Annotated in this window: 13 protein-coding genes; 7 read left to right on the top strand and 6 right to left on the bottom strand. The window is 72.5% G+C overall.

The genetic code is table 11. The features are described from left to right. Positions 1–28: 28 nt before the first annotated feature. Positions 29–541, bottom strand: coding sequence for a response regulator (locus JYJ93_RS38320; protein WP_242544081.1), 513 nt, complete (start codon positions 539–541; stop codon positions 29–31). A 364-nt stretch (positions 542–905) separates the two neighbouring features. Between JYJ93_RS38320 and JYJ93_RS38325 the strand changes: the two genes are divergently transcribed. Continuing rightward, positions 906–2420: a Do family serine endopeptidase gene (locus JYJ93_RS38325; protein WP_206799697.1), complete on the top strand. Its 1515-nt coding sequence runs from the start codon at positions 906–908 to the stop codon at positions 2418–2420. Between the two features lie 55 nt (positions 2421–2475). On the opposite strand, the gene JYJ93_RS38330 is transcribed toward JYJ93_RS38325, so the two are convergent. Together JYJ93_RS38330 and JYJ93_RS40730 are read right to left on the bottom strand one after the other, a co-directional pair. Next, positions 2476–3231, bottom strand: a complete 756-nt coding sequence (locus JYJ93_RS38330) for an immunity 52 family protein (RefSeq protein WP_206799699.1) — start codon at positions 3229–3231, stop codon at positions 2476–2478. 12 nt (positions 3232–3243) lie between these two features. Next, positions 3244–4809 carry a Tox-REase-5 domain-containing protein gene (locus tag JYJ93_RS40730; RefSeq protein WP_206799701.1) on the bottom strand — a complete coding sequence of 522 codons (1566 nt, stop codon included), beginning with the start codon at positions 4807–4809 and terminating at the stop codon, positions 3244–3246. A gap of 364 nt (positions 4810–5173) precedes the next feature. Between JYJ93_RS40730 and JYJ93_RS38340 the strand changes: the two genes are divergently transcribed. Continuing rightward, on the top strand, positions 5174–9091 hold the full coding sequence (locus tag JYJ93_RS38340) for a protein kinase (RefSeq protein WP_206799703.1): 3918 nt from the start codon (positions 5174–5176) through the stop codon (positions 9089–9091). Between the two features lie 6 nt (positions 9092–9097). On the opposite strand, the gene JYJ93_RS38345 is transcribed toward JYJ93_RS38340, so the two are convergent. Continuing rightward, complete coding sequence (locus JYJ93_RS38345) at positions 9098–10915, bottom strand: OPT family oligopeptide transporter (protein WP_206799705.1); 1818 nt, start codon at positions 10913–10915, stop codon at positions 9098–9100. Next, a complete protein-coding gene (locus tag JYJ93_RS38350; RefSeq protein ID WP_206800681.1) occupies positions 10912–13176 on the bottom strand; it encodes a PAS domain S-box protein in 2265 nt (754 codons plus the stop codon). The genes JYJ93_RS38345 and JYJ93_RS38350 overlap by 4 nt, the downstream gene beginning before the upstream one ends. A 262-nt stretch (positions 13177–13438) precedes the next feature. Between JYJ93_RS38350 and JYJ93_RS38355 the strand changes: the two genes are divergently transcribed. The 3 genes from JYJ93_RS38355 to JYJ93_RS38365 all read left to right on the top strand — a co-directional run bounded on the left by JYJ93_RS38355 (position 13439) and on the right by JYJ93_RS38365 (position 17344). Beyond that, positions 13439–14827 carry a serine/threonine-protein kinase gene (locus JYJ93_RS38355; RefSeq protein WP_206799707.1) on the top strand — a complete coding sequence of 463 codons (1389 nt, stop codon included), beginning with the start codon at positions 13439–13441 and terminating at the stop codon, positions 14825–14827. Between the two features lie 353 nt (positions 14828–15180). Beyond that, positions 15181–16053 carry a hypothetical protein gene (locus tag JYJ93_RS38360; protein ID WP_206799710.1) on the top strand — a complete coding sequence of 291 codons (873 nt, stop codon included), beginning with the start codon at positions 15181–15183 and terminating at the stop codon, positions 16051–16053. Positions 16054–16360: 307 nt separating this feature from the next. Next, a complete protein-coding gene (locus tag JYJ93_RS38365; RefSeq protein WP_206799711.1) occupies positions 16361–17344 on the top strand; it encodes an ATP-binding protein in 984 nt (327 codons plus the stop codon). 7 nt (positions 17345–17351) lie between these two features. Here the strand turns inward: JYJ93_RS38365 and JYJ93_RS38370 are convergent, their stop codons facing one another. After that, on the bottom strand, positions 17352–18062 hold the full coding sequence (locus JYJ93_RS38370) for a TetR/AcrR family transcriptional regulator (protein WP_206799714.1): 711 nt from the start codon (positions 18060–18062) through the stop codon (positions 17352–17354). 106 nt (positions 18063–18168) lie between these two features. Between JYJ93_RS38370 and JYJ93_RS38375 the strand changes: the two genes are divergently transcribed. Continuing rightward, positions 18169–19047, top strand: coding sequence for a sterol desaturase family protein (locus JYJ93_RS38375; RefSeq protein WP_242544084.1), 879 nt, complete (start codon positions 18169–18171; stop codon positions 19045–19047). Positions 19048–19188: 141 nt separating this feature from the next. Beyond that, positions 19189–20682, top strand: a complete 1494-nt coding sequence (locus JYJ93_RS38380; RefSeq protein WP_206799718.1) for an FAD/NAD(P)-binding protein — start codon at positions 19189–19191, stop codon at positions 20680–20682. Positions 20683–20774 lie beyond the last annotated feature (92 nt).

Raw genomic sequence — 20774 nt, forward strand, 5'->3', positions numbered from 1 at the left:
CCTTAGCGCGCCATCACCCGGGGCGGCGTCACTCGCGCGTCACCGCGAGGGCCACCTCCACCGCGCCCCGCAGCTCGTCCATGTCGAACGGCTTGTTGAGCACACAGGCGGCCCCCAGGCGCAGGGCCTCGCGGTGCAGCTGCACGTCGCCAAAGGCGGTGATGAGGATGACCGGCGTGTTCCACTGCTCGCGCCGCAGCCGGGCGAGCACCTCCAGGCCCGTGAAGCCAGGCATGCGCACGTCCGTGATGATGAGGTCGGGCGCGCGCGACTCCTCTTCCTTCAGCCCTTCCACGAGCACGCGCACCAGGTCCGGCCCGTCCGACGCCTCCACGACGTCGTAACCGCGCCGCACCAGCATCTTGCGGATGAGCGTGCGCATCTCCGTCTGATCATCCGCGACCAGGATGCGCGGGGGCCTCGCGGTCTCCGATTGAGGGTCTTCCCAGGCCGCGCCGCGCGCGACTCCTTCTGACTGCTCGTGCACCATGGGCGTGAACTCCTGGAGGGTTTGAAGGGGGACCTTCCGTTCCAAGAGCATCCGCCGTGCCATGCCCGGCGGGGGCCACGGCGATGGGGCGTGGGGCACGCCGCCCCTGGGCGAAATGCCCCGGCTGGGGCACTTTGCCCCGCGTCCCGGGGCCTTCCGGGGCCTGGCGCCCCTCTGAAGGGGGGTTCTGGAGGGGTTGGCCCACGGACTGCAATGGAGTCCCGGCGTCGGACCGGATGCGGGGCTTCCTCCAAGAGCTCCCTTCAGGCAGCTGGGCCACCGGTGGCTCCCGGTGTCGCTGGTGGAACGGGACCGCTGCCTCCTTCCCAGGGTGCCCACCGCATCCGGTTCGACTCTTTCTCTCCATTTCCGTCCGGAAGGCCCTCTTCCGGCCGCCACCCAAGGAGAACGCACGATGGTTCGCACGCTTCCGTCCCGCCGCCACCTTGCCCGCGCGCTCACGCTGATGCCCCTGGTCGCCCTGGGGGCCTGCAAGCCGGCCGCGGACGTGGCTCCCCCTGCCCGCCCCACGCTGTCGTTGAAGACGGCCACCACGCCCTCGGGCGCGAAGGTGGAGCCGGCGGTCTATTCGCCCACGCCCGGGTCGCCCGGCGCGCTCATGTCGCTGGCGCCGCTCGTGGACACGGTGAAGGGCGCGGTGGTGAACGTGGAGGTGCAGGCCCGCGCGCGCCCCGCGATGGGCGGGATGATGCAGGGCCTGCCCCCCGGCCTCGCCGAGCGCTTCGGCATGCAGGGCGGACAGAGTCCCTTTGGAGGCGGCGGCGCGCCCGCGAAGCAGGGGCTGGGGTCGGGCTTCGTCATCGACCCGTCCGGACTGGTGCTCACGAACAACCACGTGGTGGAGGGCGCGGACACCGTCCGGGTGAAGCTGGAGGACGGGCGCTCGTTCGAGGCGGAGGTGCTGGGCCGCGACGCGCTCACGGACGTGGCGCTCATCCAGTTGAAGGGCGTGTCCGGGAACCTGCCGTTCGTGAAGCTGGGGGACTCGGATGGGCTGCGCGTGGGCGACCCGGTGATGGCCATTGGCAATCCGTTCGGGCTCGCGTCGAGCGTGAGCGCGGGCATCCTGTCCGCCCGGGCGCGCGACATCCACGCGGGTCCGTATGACGACTTCCTGCAGACGGACGCGGCCATCAACCCGGGCAACTCCGGCGGCCCGCTCTTCAACATGAAGGGCGAGGTGGTGGGCATGAACACGGCCATCATCGGCGGCGCGACGGGCATTGGCTTCGCGGTGCCGGCGAACCTCATCCAGGCGCTGTTGCCGCAGCTCCAGGAGACGGGCGTGGTGCGCCGGGGCTGGGTGGGCCTGGCGGTGCAGGACCTCACGCCGGAGCTGGCGCGCGCGCTGCGCGTGGAGACGGCGAAGGGCGCGGTGGTGGCCGGCGTCAGCGCGGGAGGCCCCGGTGCGAAGGCGGGCCTGCAAGAGGAGGACATCATCACGCACGTGGGCGAGCGCGCGGTGGACTCCGCCGGGTCGCTGACGCGCGCAGTGGCGCTGCTCAAGCCGGGCAGCGAGGTGAAGGTGAGCCTGGTGCGCGAGGGCAAGGCGATGGAGGTGCCGGTGAAGCTGGGCACCCGGCCCACGCAGCGGGGCGAGGAGGAGATGACGCCCCGGGATTCGACGCCCGCGCCCCTGTCGAAGCGGCTGGGCCTGCGGCTGTCGGAGGCGCAGGACGGCAGCGGCGGCGCGCAGGTGGTGGCGGTGGAGCCCGGCAGCCCTGCGGAGCGCGCGGGCCTGGCGCCCGGGATGGTGCTGACGCAGGTGGGGGACCAGAAGGTGTCCGGCGTCGCGGAGGCGGCGCAGGCGCTGACGTCCGCGGAGCCGGGAGCCGCGCTGCTGTTGCGCGCGCGGGTGCTGGGACAGGACGGGTCGCTGCTGCGCGCGCTTGAGGTGCCGCAGCGGTAGGCGGTGATTCGTGGTGGGCGCGCTCCGCCGACCGGTGGAGCGCGCTGTTCTTCTTTCAGCGGGGCTTGATGAGCCCGGCGCGGGTGAGCAGCTCTCGCACGCGATTTGCCAGCGCCACGTGTTCCGGGTTCGCCACGGTGAAGCGCTCAGGGGTCAGGACGATGAGCGTGCCCTTGTCCTCCACGGGTTCGATGCGCACGGGCGCGGGCAGTGGGGGCACGGTGCCTTGCTGCTTGGAGAAGTAGGTCACCCAGCCGACCCAGGGGCCTGCCCGGTTGTCGTCGTCCATGTCCCTGTAGGCGTGAGACATGGCAACGGCCCAGTCAGGGTCCATGGCCAGTGCCATGCTGCGCACCGCATGCGTGAGCACGGGAGCGGAGATCACGCGCTCCGCGTTCGGACTGCGCCCGAGCGTGGGCAGGCTCAGCGTGCAGCAATTGGGGACGACTTCGGAGTAGCACCCACAAAGGATGCCAAGGGCCGATCTATCGTAATCCCCTCCGCCGTTACCAAAGGTGACACTGAAGCCCAGCTCCTCGATGACCGGCTTCCCCTTCTCGCGGTTGACGCCTCGCCGAAACATCTCGGTGAGCGTCGGCATGTCCGGCGGCAACAGCGGGAACTTGCGCTCGTCCTTGAGCGACCGCGTGGGCTTGTACCACTGAGCAAGGAACGGATCGCACGGAGCCAACAACTCCAGGAGCCTCGCGGTTCGCCGCCCGCAGTCTTCAGGCGCTTCCCTACGCGTCCCCCAATAAGCCCCTGCGTAGTACGTCTCAAGACGAGTCCAGGGCCTGTCCGTGGCGGTCACAGCGTTCCCTCCTTAACGTGCTTGAGTGTGCACGATCCGGATCCCTTCAACGCGTTTGTTCTTGAAGAGCATCTCGATTGCGTTCGCGACCTTGGCCTCAGCGACATGCCACTCGATGCGAACCCCCAGTCCTTGAACGGCTTTGAGTTGCCGTCTCGCCTGATTGACGAGTGCTTCTGCTCCCGTGCGTTCAAACCACCGCTTCGGCTCCAAGTCGTCGAGGAACTTGTTCGCATAGCCGGGGCCCTTGGCCTCCCGTAGCACTCCGTCCCGGAAGCCATCGAACTTCACGTCTCCGACCCAGTAGGCCTCGTCCGCCGAGTGCCCGGAGATCTGCTCCTGGTAGCGCCGGGCCCGATCGGACATCGACTCCTTCGCGGGTCTCCACTGCCCTGGCTCATCGGGAGCCGCCGCCACGTTCGCTTTCTGGAGGACAATGGCCGCCCCGGGCCCTCCGCTCAACACCGCCGCCGCGCGGCCCACGGGCACCGCGACGCGCTCGACGCTGAGCAGTCCCTCCGCGGACACCGCGAGCACGGGCACCGTGGCCTCTGCTCCCGCCGCCGCGCGCGTCAACGTGCGCGTCGTCGCCGAGACCGTGCCCCACAGCATGACGACGTTCGTGGTCAGCCTCGCTGCTTCGCGGATCTGCTCGCCCTCCGTCATGTACCGGAAGCGCTCCCAGTACGCGGGCGAGGACGCGATGAGCGCCGCCACGCCTTGCGGCAGATGGCGCAGGCTCGCGAGGCTGTCCGTGGGATGGGACAAGAGCTGCCCCATGCCGTGGTACAGCTCCACGAACGCGTCCTCCGCGCCATCCAGGGAGCGGCCGAGGACATCCGCGTCGTCGTACACCTCCGCGAGCGGACGCCAATCCGCCGCACGCAGCTGAGCATCGACGTGGCGGAAGACGCCGCCCCTGCCACTGTAGAAGCGCCCCAGCTCGAAGTTGCCCGCGCGGAAGGTCCCGTCCCCCCACCGCACGGTCCCCACCTTCTGCTGCGTCTGCCCATCCAGCGCCCACGCCAGGTACCCGTCCGGCCGCAGCACCGCCACCTGCTCCCTGACGAACCGCTCCACCCGGCGCGACAACTCCTCGCGCGACACCGCGCCGCCTTCCAGCACCTCGCGCAGCACGAAGCCCGCCACCATCCGGGGCGGATACGTGCCCAACGTCACCGGCTGCTCCATCAGCCGGTTCAGCACCTCCGCCGCGTCCTCGGGCGTGAAGGGATTGCGGCGGACCGGCGGCTCCTCCAGCCCGGCGCGCAGCAGGAGCTTCTCGAACCCGTCCACCTCCAGCAGGCCCAGCTCCACCGCCTGCCGTGTCCGCTCCCCCGCGCTCCCGATGAGCACCGTCCCCGGAGGCACACGCACCGGAGCCGCATCCCCCACCGTGCCGCCCGCTCCCGCGGATACCGCGTCCCCATGCAACGGTGCCGGCGAGGCGCTGTGATAGCGCGCGTAGCCGTGCAGCCCCACCGGCAACGCACCGGCGCGTCCTCCCGCGCAGCCCACCAGCCCCGCGATGAGCACCAGGCACAGCCACTCACGCCAGGGCGACTGAATCCCTTTCATGCCTGTTCCTCCCGGTGAACAGGGCTAACAGGGAGTCCTGACATCCTTGCGCGTCGCGGTGTGAAATGACGCAGCCGGTGCGCGGTCGACCCGCTGAGCCGTTGGCTGCCCTGGATGTCCTGTGTCGCGTGGTTCACAGGGCATGACGCCTGGAAGCCCCCTGAGCCTGGGAGGCCTTCTGACGAATGCTTCACGCGTCCGTTGAATGACCGACCACGCGGTTCGGAAATCACGGCGGCGCTGGCATAGAGTGACGCTCGTGCCGCGATGCCTCACATGCGGGCGGCGTTGGGAGGGCTCTCATGCGCCATGCCCGCCCGGCGTCTCGCCTCCCATCGTTCCGCCATCCGATGCCTCGCTCGTCGTGCCCGACGTCCCGGGCTATCGCTGCGAGAAGGTCATCGCGCGCGGTGGCTTCGGCGTGCTGCTGGCCGCGCACCCGCGCTCCGCCGACGGCACCGAGGGTGAACGCATCGCGCTGAAGCTGGCGCGCCCCGGCATCGCGCTCGCGGAGGCGCAGCTGGCCCGCGAGGCGGAGGCCCTGCGTGTCATCGGGCCGCCCACCGTGCCCGCGCTCCACGCCGTGGGCACGCTGCCCGGCGGACAGCGCTTCGTGGCCATGGAGTTCGTGCCGCTGCCCACGCTGGCGGATTTGCTGGCCCAGGTTTCCGGGCCCATGTCGCCGCAGGAGTTCGGGCCCCGCGCCAACGCGCTCCTGGAGGCGGTGGCCGTCGTGCACGCGCACGGCCTGGTGCACTGCGACCTCAAGCCCGAGCACGTCTTCCTGGACGACGCCCACCAGCGCGCCCGCGTCTTCGACTTCGGCCTGGTGCAGCGTCCGGCCCCCGGCGCGCCCGCGGACGACGGCACTCCCGGCGACACGTCCTCCTTCGCCGGCACCGCCGAGTACATGGCGCCCGAGCAGTGCTCCGGCCACGCGGTCCTGGACGCGCGCACGGACGTGTACGCGCTGGGCGTCATCCTCTACGAGCTCATCGCCGGCCGGCCGCCCTTCTTCGGCCCGCTCACGGAGGTGCTCCAGGCGCACCTGTCGCTGCGGCCGCCGCCTCCGTCGGAGTACGCCCCGGTGGCGCCGCCCGTGGAGGAGGTCGTGCTGCGCTGCCTGGCCAAGGAGCCCGCGCGCCGTCCCCGCGACGCCGCCGCCGTGGCCCAGGCCCTGCGCGCGGCGCTGGACCACGCGGGCCAGTCCGCCGTGCAGCCCGCGCCCCGGCTCACCCTGCTGCCCGAGGTCCGCCCCGCCCAGACGCGCCGCTCGGTGGCGGTGCTGTTCACCTCCTCGCGCGCCAACCCCGTGGCGATGCAGAAGGCCCTGGCCGCGTACGGAGGCCACATGGCCTTCGCGGACGGCGAGCACTTCGCGGGCGTCTTCGACCCGGACGTGGGAGAGAACCCCGTGCGCCGCGCGCTGCGGGCCGCCGAAGGACTGGCCGAGCGCGGGCTCGCCCCGGTGTCGCTCGTGGACGTGGCCAACGTCACCGTGCAGCGCCGCCGCGACGGCGCCCCCCGCTACCTGGGCGCCATCTTCGCGCGCGAGGACCGCTACCCCCACCTCGCGGAGCTGCGCGGCCCCCTGCTCTCCCCCGCCGCCGCGGAGGCCGTGCCGGAGGTGCCGTGCCTGCCGGTGTCGGGACGCTCCGGGCTGATGCGCCCCGCGCCCTCGGGCGCCGCGCCCCGGCCGGACGTCACCGTGCTGCAATTGGGCAGCGCGATGCTGGTGGGCCGCGACGTGGAGCTGGAGCAGTTGTTGGAGAGCGCCCGGTCCGCGGTGTCCGAGGCGGCGCCCACCATCGTCACCGTGCGCGGCGACCGGGGTCACGGCAAGAGCCACCTGTCCTCCACGCTGGGCCTGCGCCTGCGGGCCGCGCTGCCGCACGCGCGCGTCTACGCCATGCGCTCGCGCGAGCCCGTGCAGGGCGACCCGGAAGGAACGCTGCGCACGCTGTTGCGCGTGGCGCTGCACGGCTTCGACCGCGACGACACCGACACGCAGGAGGACGGCCGCACCGCCATCATCGACCGGCTGGGCTCCCGGCTGGGCATGGAGCTGTGGCCGGGCGTGGCCGCGACGCTCGGGTGGCACGCGCCGGGCGGGCCGGAGCTGCACAGCTGGGCCGCGGCCCCGGGCGCCCTGCGCTCGCTGGCCATGCGCGCCACGGGCGAGCTTCTGGCGGCCACCGCCCGCGAACGGCCCCTGTGCCTCATCGTGGACGACGCGCACTTCGCGGAGGAGACCGCGCTGGACGCGCTGGAGTACGCGGCGCTCGCGGAGACGCGCGTGCCCCTGTGGGTCTGCGTGCTGGTGCGCCCGGGCTTCGAGCAGAGCCGCCCGGCGTGGGGAACCCGCGCCGCGCGCCAGCAGGACCTGCCCCTGTCCGGCCTGTCCCCGGGCGACGCGCAGGCCCTGTGCCGCGCGCTGCTCAAGCCGGTGGAGAACGTGCCCGCGCAGGCGGTGGAGCGCATCGTCGAGCGCGCGCAGCGCGTGCCCCTGTTCCTGGTGGAGCTGGTGCGCGGCCTCAAGCGCCAGGGCCTGGTGCGGCAGCGCTCGCCGGGCGGCAACTGGTACCTCGTCACGGACGAGCTGGACCGCGTGCCGGAGCTGCGGCTGGTGGAGTGGCTGGCGGACCGCGAGCTGGGCGCGCTGCCTCCGGCGCTCGCCGCGCATGCCCGGCTGTGCGCGCTGCTGGGCGCGACCTTCACCGCCACGGCGGCGGACGGCGTGGTGCGCGAGCTGGAGCGCGACGGGGCCGCGGCGCAGTTCACGCTGGACGTGGGACACGCGACGCGGCGGCTCCTGGATTCAGGGCTCCTGGTGGAGCACCGGCTGGAGGGGCTGAGCTTCCGCAACGAACTGGTGCGAGAGGCCGTGGTCGCGGGCCTGCCCGCGGAGGAGAAGGTGCGCATCCACCGCGCCGCGTACCGCCACTACCTGAGCCCGGCGGGCACGCAGGAGCGTCAGCGGCTGGCCCGGCTGGCGCTGCACGCGGCGGCGGCGGGCCTGCGCGACGAGGCGGCGGCGCTCACCATCGACCTGGCGGAGTCCGCGCGCGGCCGTCACGCGTTCCTCGACGCGGAGGCCATGTACACGCGCGCCCTGGAATTGATTGAGCCCGAGGACGAGCTGCGCGGCCTCACGGCGCTGCGGGGCCGGGGCCTGATGCGCTACCGCATCGGCCGCTACGAGGACTCGCTCACGGACTTCGCCATCGCGCGCGAGCGGGCGCGGGGCCTGGGGGATTCGCGCGCGGAGGTGGAGCTGCTGCTCGACGAGGCGATGGCGCTCGACTGGGTGAACGACTACGCGCGCAGCGAGGCGCGGGCCCAGGAGGCACAGCAGCTGGCGGAGACGGTGTCGTCGCCCTACGTGCAGGCGCGGCTGCTCCTGGCGCTGGGCCGCGCGCAGTTCCGCAAGGGCGAGTGGCTGGACGCGCTGATGCCGCTGGAGGCCGCCGCGGAGCGGGCGCGGGGCCTGGGTGACGCGGGCTACGAGACGCTGGTGGTGGCGCTGCTCCTGATGGCGGTCATCCTCCCCAACCTGGGCGACATCGACGGCGCGGAGCGCGTGATGGAGGAGGTCATCAGCGCGTGCACGGAGCGCGGCGATCGCTTCCACCTGGGCTCGGCCATCAACAACCGCCGCAACCTGTGGGTGGCCCGGCGCGACCTGACGCACGCCTTGAAGGACCAGGAGCGCTTCATGCAACTGGGGCGCGAGTTGGGCGTGGTGGGCTGGGAGTACTTCGCCGAGCACAACATGGGCGAGCTGTACTACCAGGCGGGCGACGTGGAGGCGGCGGCGCCGCACATCGCCCGGGCCATCGTGCTGGAGCGCCGGCACCCGGAGGTGGCGCACCGGCCGTGGGCGCTGCTGCTCCAGGCGCGGGCCATGGCGTGGACGGGCCGGCCCGACCGGGCGCGCGACCTGCTGGAGCAGGTGCGCCAGACGATGGCGAACAACCGGCACGGCGTGACGCTGAGCCCCTCGGAGGAGGTGCTCTTCTCCATGGTGGAGCTGTCCGCCCGGGACGCGACGGCGGAGGAGTGGCACGCGCTGCGCGAGCGCTCCGCCCAGGCGTCCGTGGAGCAGGAGCCGCTGGAGGTGCTGGAGATGATGGGCCTGGCCGCGTGGCGCCGGGGCGACTTCGCGGAGGCGATGCTCGCGCTCGGTGAAGCGCTGGCCCGCGCGGCGCACGTGCCCAACCTGATGGAGGACCGCATCCGCCGCTCGCTGGAGCGCGTGCGGGACCTCACGCCCGCGGCGTAGCGGGCGCTACGCCGAGCGAGAAAGCGCCGCCGTCGCCGCGATGAGGAGCCCCATCAGCGACTCGCCCACCAGCGCACCGGAGCCCAGCGAGGGCACGTGCGCGTCCGTGGCCTTGGGCGACCACCTGCGCGCGAGCGCCGCCAGCCCCGCGCCCAGGCACAGCGTCACCGCGAAGTACGCGGGCGTGAGGAAACCGATGCCCATCGCCACCGGCGACGGCAGCCACCGCGCCGCGCGGCCCTTCGCGGCCAGCGTCAGCAGCGCGCCCACCGCGCAGCCCATCAGCGCGCCCCCACCCGCGTGCGGGGGCAGGCCCGCCAGGCCTCGCACGGAGACCTCCGCCACCGCCCGGAACTGCGCCGCCGCCGGCACCGGCAACACCGCCGTCCCCAACCCGTACGCGTCCACCAGCAGCAGGTAGGCCGGCACCGCCACCAGCGCTCCCACCGCCACGCCCACCAGCTGCGCGGCGAGCTGCCGCGAGGCCGACGCCCCCAGCAGATGCCCCGCCTTCAACGACCACAGGCTCACGCCCACCTGCGCCGACGCGCCCGCCACCACCGAGCCCGCGGCCACGTTGGGCGCCAGCTCCCCGGGCCGCACCGCGCCGAAGGCGACCTGCGTGAGATTCCCCATCTGGCTCACGGGCGAGACGTCCGTCTGGCCCGCGCCTCGCGCGCACACCGCGCCCAGCGGCACCAGCAACACGAGCGCCAGCAGCATCGACGGCACGCCCAGCCCGAACAGCATCCCGCCCAGCACCACCGCCAGCACGCACGCCACCGCCGCCACGCCCAGGCTCCACCGGGGCAGCCCACCCCGGCTCGCGCCCACCGAGCGCAGGTCCTTCGCCGCGCCCAGGAAGTCCCGCGCCTGCGCCGCCAGCGACACGATGGCCGCGCCCACCATCAATCCCACGCCGGGCCACGTCAGCCACGCGGACAGCGGCTCATACCCCGCGCCCGCCACCACGCCCGTGCCCAACAGCCCCGGCGCGAGCACGCCCCACGCCAGCCCCGCGCCCAACAGCATGCTCAGCGCCAACTGCGGGCCCGTCATCATCCCCACCGCCAGCAACATGGGGCTCATCCCCACGCCCCACGTCAGCGCATCCAGCCCGACGCCGCCCACGCGGCCCGGCAGCGCCACCATCCCTGGCAGCCACCCGCGCGAATCCCGCATCCACGTGAGCGCCATCGACACCAGGCCGGCGCCCACCAGCGTCCGGCCCCTGCCCGCGGGCGCGTCCCGCGCCTCAGAAGGAGAGGCCGCGTGCAGCGTGGAGATGAGCTCCGCCGTGGCGATGCCCGTGGGAAACGGCAGGGCTTCCTGCTCCAGCAGGCGCCGCCGCAGGAGCCCCGCGACCAGCACGCCCATCACGCCGAGAACAAGGCCCCAGGCCGCGATGCCCCACCCCGGCAGGCTTGTGCCCAGCAGGGCCAGCGCCGGCAGCGCGCCCAGGAGCCCCGCGGACGCGGGCATCGCGCCCACCGCCGACGCGGCCGTCTGCGTGAGGTTGTTCTCCAGCGGCGTGTACGGCACGCCCCGCCTGCGCCCATAGGCCGCCAGGCCACTGAACCCCAGCACCGTGGCGGTGATGGAGCCCGAGTCCCACCAGCCCGTCTTCATCCCCATGTAGAGGTTGGTGACGGCCAGCAGCGCGCCGATGAGCAAGCCCATCCCCAGCGACCGGGCCGTCCACTCCCGGCCTTCGGAGGCCGCCGCGCCCGCGAGCCCCACCCCGGCTGGCGCCACGGGCACGGGAGCCTCCGGCCCCGCCGCGGCCTCCGGAGGAGCGGCGGGGTGACCGGAGGAGGCGCTCATCGAGACGCCTCCGCCGAGCGGCCGACCAGCTCGCGCAGCTGCGCCAGGTCCAGCGGCTTGCTCAGCTTGAGGTTGGGCACGTCCCGCAGGAACGACGTCGTGCGCGGCGTGAAGGCGCCCCCCGTCATGAACACCATCCGCCCCGCTTGCTCCGGCGCCGAGCGCCCCAGCTCGAAGTACAGGTCCATGCCCGTCATCCCCGGCATCATCACGTCGCAGAGGATGAGGTCGAAGCGGCCGCCCTCGTTCACCAGCCGCAGCGCGGCCTGCGCGCTGTTCGCGGTGGACACCTCGTGCTCGGAGGCCAGCGAGCGCTGCAACGCCACCGTCACGTTGGGCTCGTCATCCACCACCAGGATGCGCGCCCGCGCCCCCGCCGGCGCCGTCGCGGACAGGCGCGGGTAGAGGTCCACTTCGTGCGCCGCCGAGCGCAGCACCACGCGGAAGGTGCTGCCCCGCCCCGGCGTGCTCTCCGCGTGGATGGAGCCGCCCATGGACTCCACGATGCCGTGGCAGATGGACAGCCCCAGCCCCGTGCCCACGCCCACCGCCTTGGTGGTGAAGAACGGATCGAAGATGCGCCCCAGCACCTCCGGCGTCATGCCCACGCCGGTGTCGCGCACCTCCACCACCACCTTGCCCGGCTCGCCCTGGCGGATGATGGCGCGAATCTCATGCTCGGTGACGGAGGACGGGTCCTCTGGAATCGCCTGCGCCGCGTTGAGCAGCAGGTTCAGGAACACCTGGCACAGCCGCGCCTCGCTCGCCTCCACCGCGGGGACGGGTTCGAACTCCGTCACCAGCCGTGCGCGGTGGCGGATGACGTTGTCCGCCATCTTGCACGCCAGCTCCACGGACCGGCGCACGTCCACCGGCATGGGGCGCGACTCCTGCTCGCCGCGCGCGAACACCTTCAGGTCCCGCACGATGGTCGCGATGCGCTCCGCGCCCTCCGTCGTCTCGCGCACCAGCTGCTGGATGGAGGCCACCGGCTCGGACGGCGCGCCTTGCGCCTCCAGCTTGTCCAGCCCCTCGCGGATGAGGTGCAGGTTCACCAGCATGTACGCCAGCGGGTTGTTGATTTCGTGCGCCACGCCCGCGCCCAGCGTGCCCACGCTGGCGAGCCGGTCCGCCACCACCAGGCGCGCCTGGAGCTGACGGCGCTCGCTCAGGTCACGGTGCACCATGATGTTCGCGATGACGCGCCCTTCCGCGTCGCGCAGCGGCACCACCACGGACTCGCAGACGCACGCCATGCCGTCCGCGCGCTTGAACTCCAGCTCCCCGCTCCAGCGCCCGTGCACCTCCAGCGCGGTGAGGACGGCCCCCGTCAGCCGGTCCGGCTCACCGGGGTGCAGCACGCTGAAGAGCGTCTGCCCCATGGCCTCCTTGCGGCTTCTGCCGAACATGCGCTCCGCGCTGGTGTTCCAATCGATGACCCCGCCCGCCAGGTCCGTGATGACGACGCCGTCGGAGATGCTCTCGAAGATGAGCGCCTGGCGGTGCAGCTCCTGCTCCGCCTGCTTGCGCGCGGTGATGTCCATCACCGTGCCCGTCACCCGCGCGGGCTGCCCCGCCGCGTCCAGCAGCACGTCGCCCTTGCACGAAATCCAGCGGTAGCCGCTGCCCGCGGGCTCGATGCGGTACTCCACGTCCACCTGCGAGCGCTGCTGCAGCGCCGTGGCCAGCCCCGCGCGCAAGCGGGGCAGGTCCGCCGGGTGCACCACCTCCTCCAGGTCCATGGCGCGGCCGGACAGCTTGCCCACGGCCAGGCCCAGGAGCCGGTCCACGTGCTCGCTCCAGGTCACCTGCCCCGTCTTCGCGTTCCAGTCCCAGATGCCCACGCGCGCGGCGGACAGCGCCTGGCGCAGCTGCTCCTCGCGCTGCTCCAGCACCTCGCGGCGGGAGAAGCGGAACACCGTCACCGTGCCCACCTGGAGCCGGTCGCCCTCCTGCAGCTCCGCGGTGGACACCGGCAGGCCGTTGAGGAACGTGCCGTTGGTGGACTCCAGGTCCGTGACGAGGCACGAACCGTCCGACTTGCGCAGGATGCGCGCGTGCTTGCGCGACACCCCGTGATCATCGATGCGCACCTCGGCTTCGGATCCACGCCCGATGACGTGCTCGCCCGGCTCCAACCGGTACGCCTTGCCAATGGCCGCCGGCGTCGTGGTGCTGATGAGGATGAGGCACGCACCCGTCGAGGATGGGGCCGTGACCGACTGGCCCGCGCAGGTCGTGAGCTCGTCCACCAACGTCATCATGTATGACAGCCCCCTGGCGTTCCCCTGCGCTCGGGCTGGCCGTGTCTACGCCGCCTGTCGTGCATGACGCCGTGCTCCATGTGGGCCCAAAGCGTTGGCCCGGACCGCAACCATACCCCAACGGCTTCCAATGAACGTCCCCTCCCCCTTCAGGATGGGGACCCTGACTCCTGGTGAACGGCCAGGCAGGCAGGCAGGGCAGCCAACCCGGCACGGGCACTCGCGACCCACCCCGTGGATGGTAGGGTGCGGGGTATTCATGGCGGTGGATTCCGAGAGCACCTTCCGCATCCAGGCGCGAGCGAACGCGAACGTCCCGGAAAAGGGGCACGACACCCCCAGCCGTTCCGAGCGCGGGCCGGGGACGCTGGCGGGTGAATACGTCCTCAAGTCCATGCTGGCGGCCGGCGGCCACGGCAGCGTCTACGAGGCGGAGCACCGCATCCTGGGGCGGCACGCGGCGGTGAAGGTGCTGCACTCGCACCTGGCGGACCAGGGGGAGATGCTCCAGCGCTTCGTGCGCGAGGCGCGCGTCGTCAATCAGATCCACCACCCGAACATCGTGGACGTCTACGACTTCGGGCTGATGCCGGACGGCAGCCCCTACTACGTGATGGAGCTGCTCTCCGGGCGCACGCTGAGCCAGGTGGTGCAGGAGCGCGGGCGGCTGTCCTCGTCGCGCGCGCTGGCGTACCTGGAGCCCATCTGCGGCGCGCTGGAGGCGGCGCACCGCGCGGGCGTCGTGCACCGGGACCTGAAGTCCAGCAACATCCTCGTGGTGGAGGAGGGGGAGAAGCCCCGGCTGAAGCTGTTGGACTTCGGCATCGCGAAGCTCATCCAGCAGGAGCCCGGCCAGGAGGGGCTCACCACCGCGGGCCAGCGCCTGGGCACCGCGCACGCGATGGCGCCCGAGCAGTTCCGGGGCGGGCGGATTGGACCGCCCACGGACGTGTACGCGCTGGGCGTGCTGCTCTACCAACTGCTCACCGGCCGCTATCCGTTCCAGTCGGATGATCGGCTGGAGCTGGAGCGGATGCACCTGGACGCCCCGCCGCCGCGCCCCAGCGTGCGCGCGCCGGTGTCACCCGCCATGGACGCGGTGGTGCTCCGGTGCATGGACAAGGACGCCACGCGCCGCTACCCCAGCGTGAACGCCTTCCTCACCGCCCTGCGCGAGGCCGCCGAGGAGCCCGGCCAGGTGGAGGGCCAGGCGCACCCGGTGCTCGCGGTGAACGCGGAGGTCGTGCTGCCGGACGCGGACCAGGATGACGACACCGTGTACGCCGCGCTCGCGAGCGTGCTGGACACGCTGGAGCAGGGCCTGCGCGGCGAGGGCTTCCTCCTGGCGCTCCAGACGGGCACCACGCTCCTGGGCGTGCGGCCCCTGTCCTCTGGCGGCGCCGCCGAGCGCACCCTTCACGCCCTGCGCGATCTCCACGCCGAGGCCCAGCGCCTGGCCGAAGCCGTCCACGCCCACGTCCACCTCTGTCTCCACCATGGAGAGGCGGAGACGCGCGGCGACTCCGGGGAGGCCGAGGTGGTAGGCGGTCCGGTCACGCATGTGGCAACCTGGAACGTAAGGGCCCCCGGTGGCTTCGCCATCACCGGCCCCGCAGCCCAGTTCCTCGCAGGTCCTCCTCAGCAGTGAGCCGTCCCCGCCGTTCCCGCACTCCTCCTCCCCCGCCGTTCCCCACTTGAGTCGTGTCGTCCAATGCCCTTCACCGGCATACGTCTAGCCCCGTGAGAATTGGACCCACACCATAATTTTTTGACGAAGACGTATTTATTTCCGATCCTGAATCCGTCACGATTCCCCTGTCTGACAGTTTCAGCACCTTTCTAGCTGAAAGCCTGGACTGCCTGACATTCTGGAAGTCGGACCTCCGACTTCCCTCGAGCGGGAGCCCCTACATGCGCCTCACCCCTGCTTTTCGGCCTGGAAGTGGATGCAGCGAGTGGTGGAACCGAGTTGCCTCACGCCAACCCCTGAAGGCGGCGTTGATGACGGGGGCGCTGCTCGCCCTGGTGGGTTGCGGCGGCGCGATGCCGGAGGACGAGCTCGGGGCGAACCTGGCCACGGCGGATCAGGCGCAACAGGTGGACAACGGGCTGTCCACGAACGGGCTGTCCACCAACGGACTGTCGACGAACGGCCTGTCCACCAACGGCCTGTCCACCAACGGCCTGTCCACGAACGGCTTCAACGACTGGTTCAACCAGAACGCGGACATGGCGCCGACGCTGATGGCGTACATCGTGAAGTGCGCGGTGCCGGAGGGGCAGACGCGCACGTTCCAGTCCCCGACCACCGGGACGAAGTACACGTGGCAGGGCGCGCTGGGCCTGGCGCCGGGCTGGGCGGCGGGCAAGCCCGCGACGGTGACGGAGCAGCAGTCGGTGAGCGCGTGCCTGGCGGCGCACGCGAACAAGTACGGCCTGCACATCGCGCTGTCCGTGCTGGGCCGCACGGCGGAGGGCGCGGCGGTCCCCTACTCCGCCGAGGAGCTGTCGCAGTTCAGCGCGAAGGAGGGGTGCTTCTTCGGCAACCTCTTCACCAACGAGGGCCTGTTCGCGGCGCGTGACCGCGACTTCAGCACGGCGGAGAGCTCCACGCGCGCGTGCGGCCTGACGCTGAAGGCGGACACCTGCGCGCCCATCACCAACCTCGGCAGCTGCTCGCAGTTCTGCACCAAGGGCGACCCGAGCCAGCCCTACTACACGCAGTGCACGTACAACGGGAAGACGTACCCGGCCATCACCACGCGCGTGCAGCCCACGGAGCTGTTCCGCTGCGGCGACGGCGTGTGCCAGTTCACCGAGCATGCGGGCACGGGCACCACGGCGGACAGCTGCCGCGCGGACTGCGGGGCCTGAAGCGGACGCAGGTGTTGAACGGATGGTGAAGCGCGCTGGAGATGGACGGCCCCACCCCGGCCGCGTGTCCAGCTGCCTCCGGGCGTGCGGTGAGCTCCTCCCGCGCGCCCGAATCCCCAATGGAAAATGACAGCCGGAACGTGAAGCCCGAGCGGTGTCCGCTCGACGGCATCCCGTACTCGCGCACACCTTGCCGGGCACGGGGCGGCGGTGTTGGATGGCCATCCACAAGCCGTGCCCGAAAGCAGGGGCCACCGCCACGAGGAGCGGTGACGGCCGTGGATGGACGTGGGTGGAGCGGGCCGCGATGACGTTACGAGCGAAGGTGGGGCGGTTGGCGGCGATGACGCGGCGGCGGGGCACGCTCCGCCAGGCCTTCGAGCGCCTGGGCCCCGGTTCCAACACCCGGTGCGCCGAGGAGACGCCCTGCGCGGACAACCGGCTCCTGGAGGAGACGGTGCGTGAGCGCACCGCGGCGCTGGAGGCCGCCAACGCGAAGCTGTCCAGCAGCCTGGAGCAGCTGCACGCGACGCAGGCCCAGCTGCTCTTCGCGGACCGGCTCATCGCGCTGGGGCGCATCGCGGCGGGCGTGGGCCATGAAATCAACAACCCGCTGGCCTTCATCCTGAGCAACCTGGAGTACATCCACCAGGAGCTGCAGCAGAAGGAGCGCCTGTCGGAGCAGGACCGGCAGGAGATATTGGAAGCGCTGGCGGAGACGCGCGACGGCGCGGAGCGCATCCGGCTCATCGTGCGCGACCTGCAGACGCTGTCGCGCGCGGAGGACGTGGGCAGCGGGCCCGCGGAGCTGGCCGCGGTGGTGCGCACGGCGGCGAAGATGGCCATGCACGAGCTGCGGCACCGCGCGCGGCTGGTGGTGGAGTGCGAAGGCGTGCCGCCGGTGCAGGGCAACGGCTCGCGGCTGGGGCAGGTGTTCCTGAACCTGCTGCTCAACGCGGCGCAGTCCATCCCGCCGGGGAACGCGGAGGGCAACGAGGTGCGCGTGGTGGCGCGTCCCGGAGAGCCCGGCCACGTGCTGGTGGAGGTGCGCGACACCGGCTGCGGCATCGCGCCCGAGCACCGCGAGCGCATCTTCGACCCCTTCTTCACCACCAAGCCGCTGGGCGTGGGCACGGGGCTGGGGCTCGCGGTGTGCCATGGCATCGTCACGTCGCTGGGCGGCACGCTGACCATGGAGAGCGCGCCCGGCCGGGGCAGCATCTTCCGCGTGACCCTGCCGGTGGCGGGCGCGTTCGTGCAGGCGCAGCGCTCGCAGGCCGACTGGACCTGAGCGGCGCCTAGCTGGCGCCGGGCGGCTTCACCCCGAGCGACCGCTGGAGCATCCCGCCGAGCACCTCGCGGAAGCGCGCGTCCGACGCCGCGTCCGCCGGATGCCCCATCACGGGCAGCAGCACCTCGCGCGCGAGCAGGAACCACTGCGACGCGCACAGCGCCACGAGCAGCGTCATGTCCACCGTGTCGCGCGATGGCGGAGGCGTGCCCTGCGCTTCCGCCACGCGGCCTGCCTGGAACTCCAGCGCGTCCGCCAGCAGCCTCAAGCCCTGCGCGCGCACGAACGGCATGTGCTCGGCGCGGCCGGTGAGCAGCGCCCACGCCATCAGCCGGCTGTGCTGGCCCTGCTGGACCACGGTGAAGAAGCGCTCGAGCAGCGCTCCCGCGTCGGGCGGCGTGTCCACCGCGAGCAGGTGCTCCCGGAACGACGCGGCCAAGAGCTCGTTGCGGCGCAGGAGCACCTCGCGCACCAGGGCCTCATAGGTGCCGAAGTAGTGCGTGACGAGCGCGTGGCTCACCCCCGCGGCCTTCGCCACCGCCTGGAGCCCCACCCGGTCCGGCCCCTGCTCCACGAGCAGCGGCTCGGCGGCCTGGAGGATGGCCTCGCGCGCCTCCTCCGGGGTGCGCCGCTTCCGGGACGCGGCGGGCTTCACGGGACGACGGGGAGCGGGGGGGCGCCGGACCGGAGCGCGGCCCTGGGGACGCTTGGATGCCATCACGGCGCATCCTAGCCACCGGGCCCCCTCGTTCAACGCGCCCGCACTATTGTCAGATTTGACAATAACCGGGGACGGGCATTATCCATGGGGTGTCCGGGCAGTCATGCCCGGGGGTGTGCTGGCCTTCGCGAGGTCCGTGATGCTGATGCTGCTGCCCGACAAACCGACGCTGCCGGTGCTGTTCCTTCTGGTCCTGGTCATCTCCGGGACCCTCAAGCTGATGACGGTGGCGGGCGGGTGGCTGGTGTGGCGCACGCGGCTGGCGGCGCGCTTCCGGGTGTACCGGCGGGAGCTGGCGAAGGGGCAGCTGCGCAGCGAGGCGCTGGCGGCGGTGGGCGTGGTGCTGACGGACGCGGTGCTGCTCGGGACGTTCCGGTATTTCGCCGGGCCCCTGATGGCGCCGTTCAGCCTGTCCACGGCGCTGTGGTCGTACGCGTGGATGTTCGTGGGCTTCGAGGTGTGGTTCTACGTGACGCACCGGCTGCTGCACACGCCGCGCTTCTACCGCTTCCATGCGCAGCACCACGTGGCGCAGGTGACGGAGCCGCTCACCGCGCTGTCCTTCTCCGTGGTGGAGCGGGTGGTGCTGATGGGCGGCGGGCTGGGCCTGCACTTCGCGGCCATGCACCTGTTCCCGGGCACGCAGGTGGGCGTCCTGGCCTACATGCTGACGAACTACGTCCTCAACGCCTTCGGGCATGGCAACACGGAGTGGCTGCCGAAGCGCTTCGTGACGTCCTGGGTGGGCCGCGTCTTCTTCACCCCCACGTTCCACGCGCTCCACCATGCGCGCTACCAGGGGCACTACGGCCTGTACACCGTGGTGCTGGACCGGTGGCTGGGCACCGCGTTCGCGGACTATCCCCAGGTGCATGCGCGCGCCCGTGATGGCGAGGGGCTGACCCGCATCGGGGAGCGGCTGGCGGTCGCGCCCCCTGCCCCTTCCCTCCCCGCACGGCCCGAGGCGCGCCAGGCGGTCTGAGGTCCGCCGGGCCCCGCCGTCCCGGGGTGGGCTCCGGAGTCGGGCCCGGGGTGCCAGCGGCCGTGGGCCGACGGACAATCCGCGCGGGTGACGACGCCTGGGAGGGATGGCATCCGGGGGGGCCGGCCCTAGAATCGCGCGGTGAACTCCCGGCAGGACGTGGTCATCATCGGCGCGGGCGCGAGCGGAACGCTGCTCGCGGCCTGTCTCTTGCGGGGCGCCCGTTCGCCCCTGCGCGTCACGCTCGTGGAGCGCGGGGAGCGCCTGGGGCGGGGGGTCGCGTACTCCACCACCAGCGCGCGGCACCTGCTCAATGTGCCGGCCGGCCGGATGAGCGCCTGGGTCGACGACCCGGAGCACTTCCTGCGCTGGCTGCGCCTGGAGGCGCCGGACACGCCGCCGTCCGCGTTCGCCGAGCGCCGCCGCTATGGCCAGTATCTGGAGTCCCTGCTGAAGGACACCGCCGCGAAGGCCGCGCCGGGCGTCCGGTTGGAGACGCCGCGCGACGAGGTGACCGCCGTGGTGGACACCGCGGACGGCGTGAAGGTGTCGTTCGCGAGCGGCCAGAGCCTGGAGGCGAAGTGCGCGGTGCTGGCGCTGGGCAACGCGATGCCCGCGGACCTGCGCGTGCCGGACGGCGGGGTGTACGCGAGCGCGCGCTACCACCGCTCGCCGTGGGTGCCCGGGGCGCTGGAGGGCATCGGCTCTGGTGATTCGGTGCTGCTCATCGGCACGGCGCTCACCATGGTGGACACGGTGCTGTCGCTGGACGAGCGCGGTCATCGGGGCACGGTGCACGCGCTGTCGCGCCATGGCCTGCTGCCACACCCGCACCGCGCGCACGGCGCGAAGACGCCCGCGGCGGCGGAGCCCCTGCGCATCCGCGAGCTGTTGCGCTCGGTGCGCCGGGAGATGGACCGCTGCCGCGACGCGGAGACCGCCACGCAGGCCGCGGATCCCTCCGCGGAGGGCGTGGTGCCGTTCAGCACGCTGCGCATCCGCGACGTGCTGCGCACGATGCGCCAGGAGGTCGAGGCGCAGGCGGCGGCGGGCGCGGACTGGCGCGCGGCGGTGGACTCGCTGCGGCCGGTGACGACGCCGTTGTGGCAGCGGCTGTCGGAGCAGGAGCGGCGGCGCTTCCTGCGCCACCTGCGGGCGTACTGGGAGGTGCACCGCCACCGCATGGCGCCGGAGATCCACGACGTGATGGACGCGTGGCGGCGCGAGGGACGGCTGGTGCTCCACTCGGGCCGCGTGCTGGGCCTCGAGTTGGAGCCGGACGCGGTGGCGGTCCGCCTGCGTCCCCGGGGCGGGCGCGAGCCCCAGGTGCTGCGCGTGCAGCACGTCATCAACTGCACCGGCCCGGAGTCGAACCCGGCCTCTCGCGACCAGCCCGTCCTGCGCGGCCTGCTGGAGGCGGGCCATGCCCACGCGGACTCGCTGGGCATGGGGCTGGCGACGGCGCCCGACGGCGCGGTGCTGGACGCACGCGGACAGCCCTCCGCCCACCTCTTCACGCTGGGCCCGACGCGGCGCGGGGACTTGTGGGAGACCACGGCCGTGCCGGAAATCCGCTCGCAGGCCCGCGACCTGGCGGACCTCCTGCTGCGCCGGCTGGGCGCGCCTGCCCGGTAGAGGACCTGACAGGCGCCATGACCTGAAGGGGGGCCTCCTGCTCGCCAGCCAACGGCGCCCTCCGTGGGAGGCTGTCGGGGTCCAGGCGTTTC

It is taken from the genome of Corallococcus sp. NCSPR001, from assembly GCF_017309135.1.
In the GTDB taxonomy this organism is placed as follows: Bacteria; Myxococcota; Myxococcia; order Myxococcales; family Myxococcaceae; genus Corallococcus.

Excerpts from the sequence above, each read along its gene's own strand:
- JYJ93_RS40730 (WP_206799701.1), bottom strand. The coding sequence starts at position 4,809 with ATGAAAGGGATTCAGTCGCCCTGGCGTGAGTGGCTGTGCCTGGTGCTC.
- JYJ93_RS38350 (WP_206800681.1), bottom strand. The coding sequence starts at position 13,176 with ATGACGTTGGTGGACGAGCTCACGACCTGCGCGGGCCAGTCGGTCACG.
- JYJ93_RS38325 (WP_206799697.1), top strand. The coding sequence starts at position 906 with ATGGTTCGCACGCTTCCGTCCCGCCGCCACCTTGCCCGCGCGCTCACG.
- JYJ93_RS38320 (WP_242544081.1), bottom strand. The coding sequence starts at position 541 with ATGCTCTTGGAACGGAAGGTCCCCCTTCAAACCCTCCAGGAGTTCACG.
- JYJ93_RS38365 (WP_206799711.1), top strand. The coding sequence starts at position 16,361 with ATGACGTTACGAGCGAAGGTGGGGCGGTTGGCGGCGATGACGCGGCGG.
- JYJ93_RS38370 (WP_206799714.1), bottom strand. The coding sequence starts at position 18,062 with ATGGCATCCAAGCGTCCCCAGGGCCGCGCTCCGGTCCGGCGCCCCCCC.
- JYJ93_RS38355 (WP_206799707.1), top strand. The coding sequence starts at position 13,439 with ATGGCGGTGGATTCCGAGAGCACCTTCCGCATCCAGGCGCGAGCGAAC.
- JYJ93_RS38375 (WP_242544084.1), top strand. The coding sequence starts at position 18,169 with ATGCCCGGGGGTGTGCTGGCCTTCGCGAGGTCCGTGATGCTGATGCTG.
- JYJ93_RS38345 (WP_206799705.1), bottom strand. The coding sequence starts at position 10,915 with ATGAGCGCCTCCTCCGGTCACCCCGCCGCTCCTCCGGAGGCCGCGGCG.
- JYJ93_RS38360 (WP_206799710.1), top strand. The coding sequence starts at position 15,181 with ATGACGGGGGCGCTGCTCGCCCTGGTGGGTTGCGGCGGCGCGATGCCG.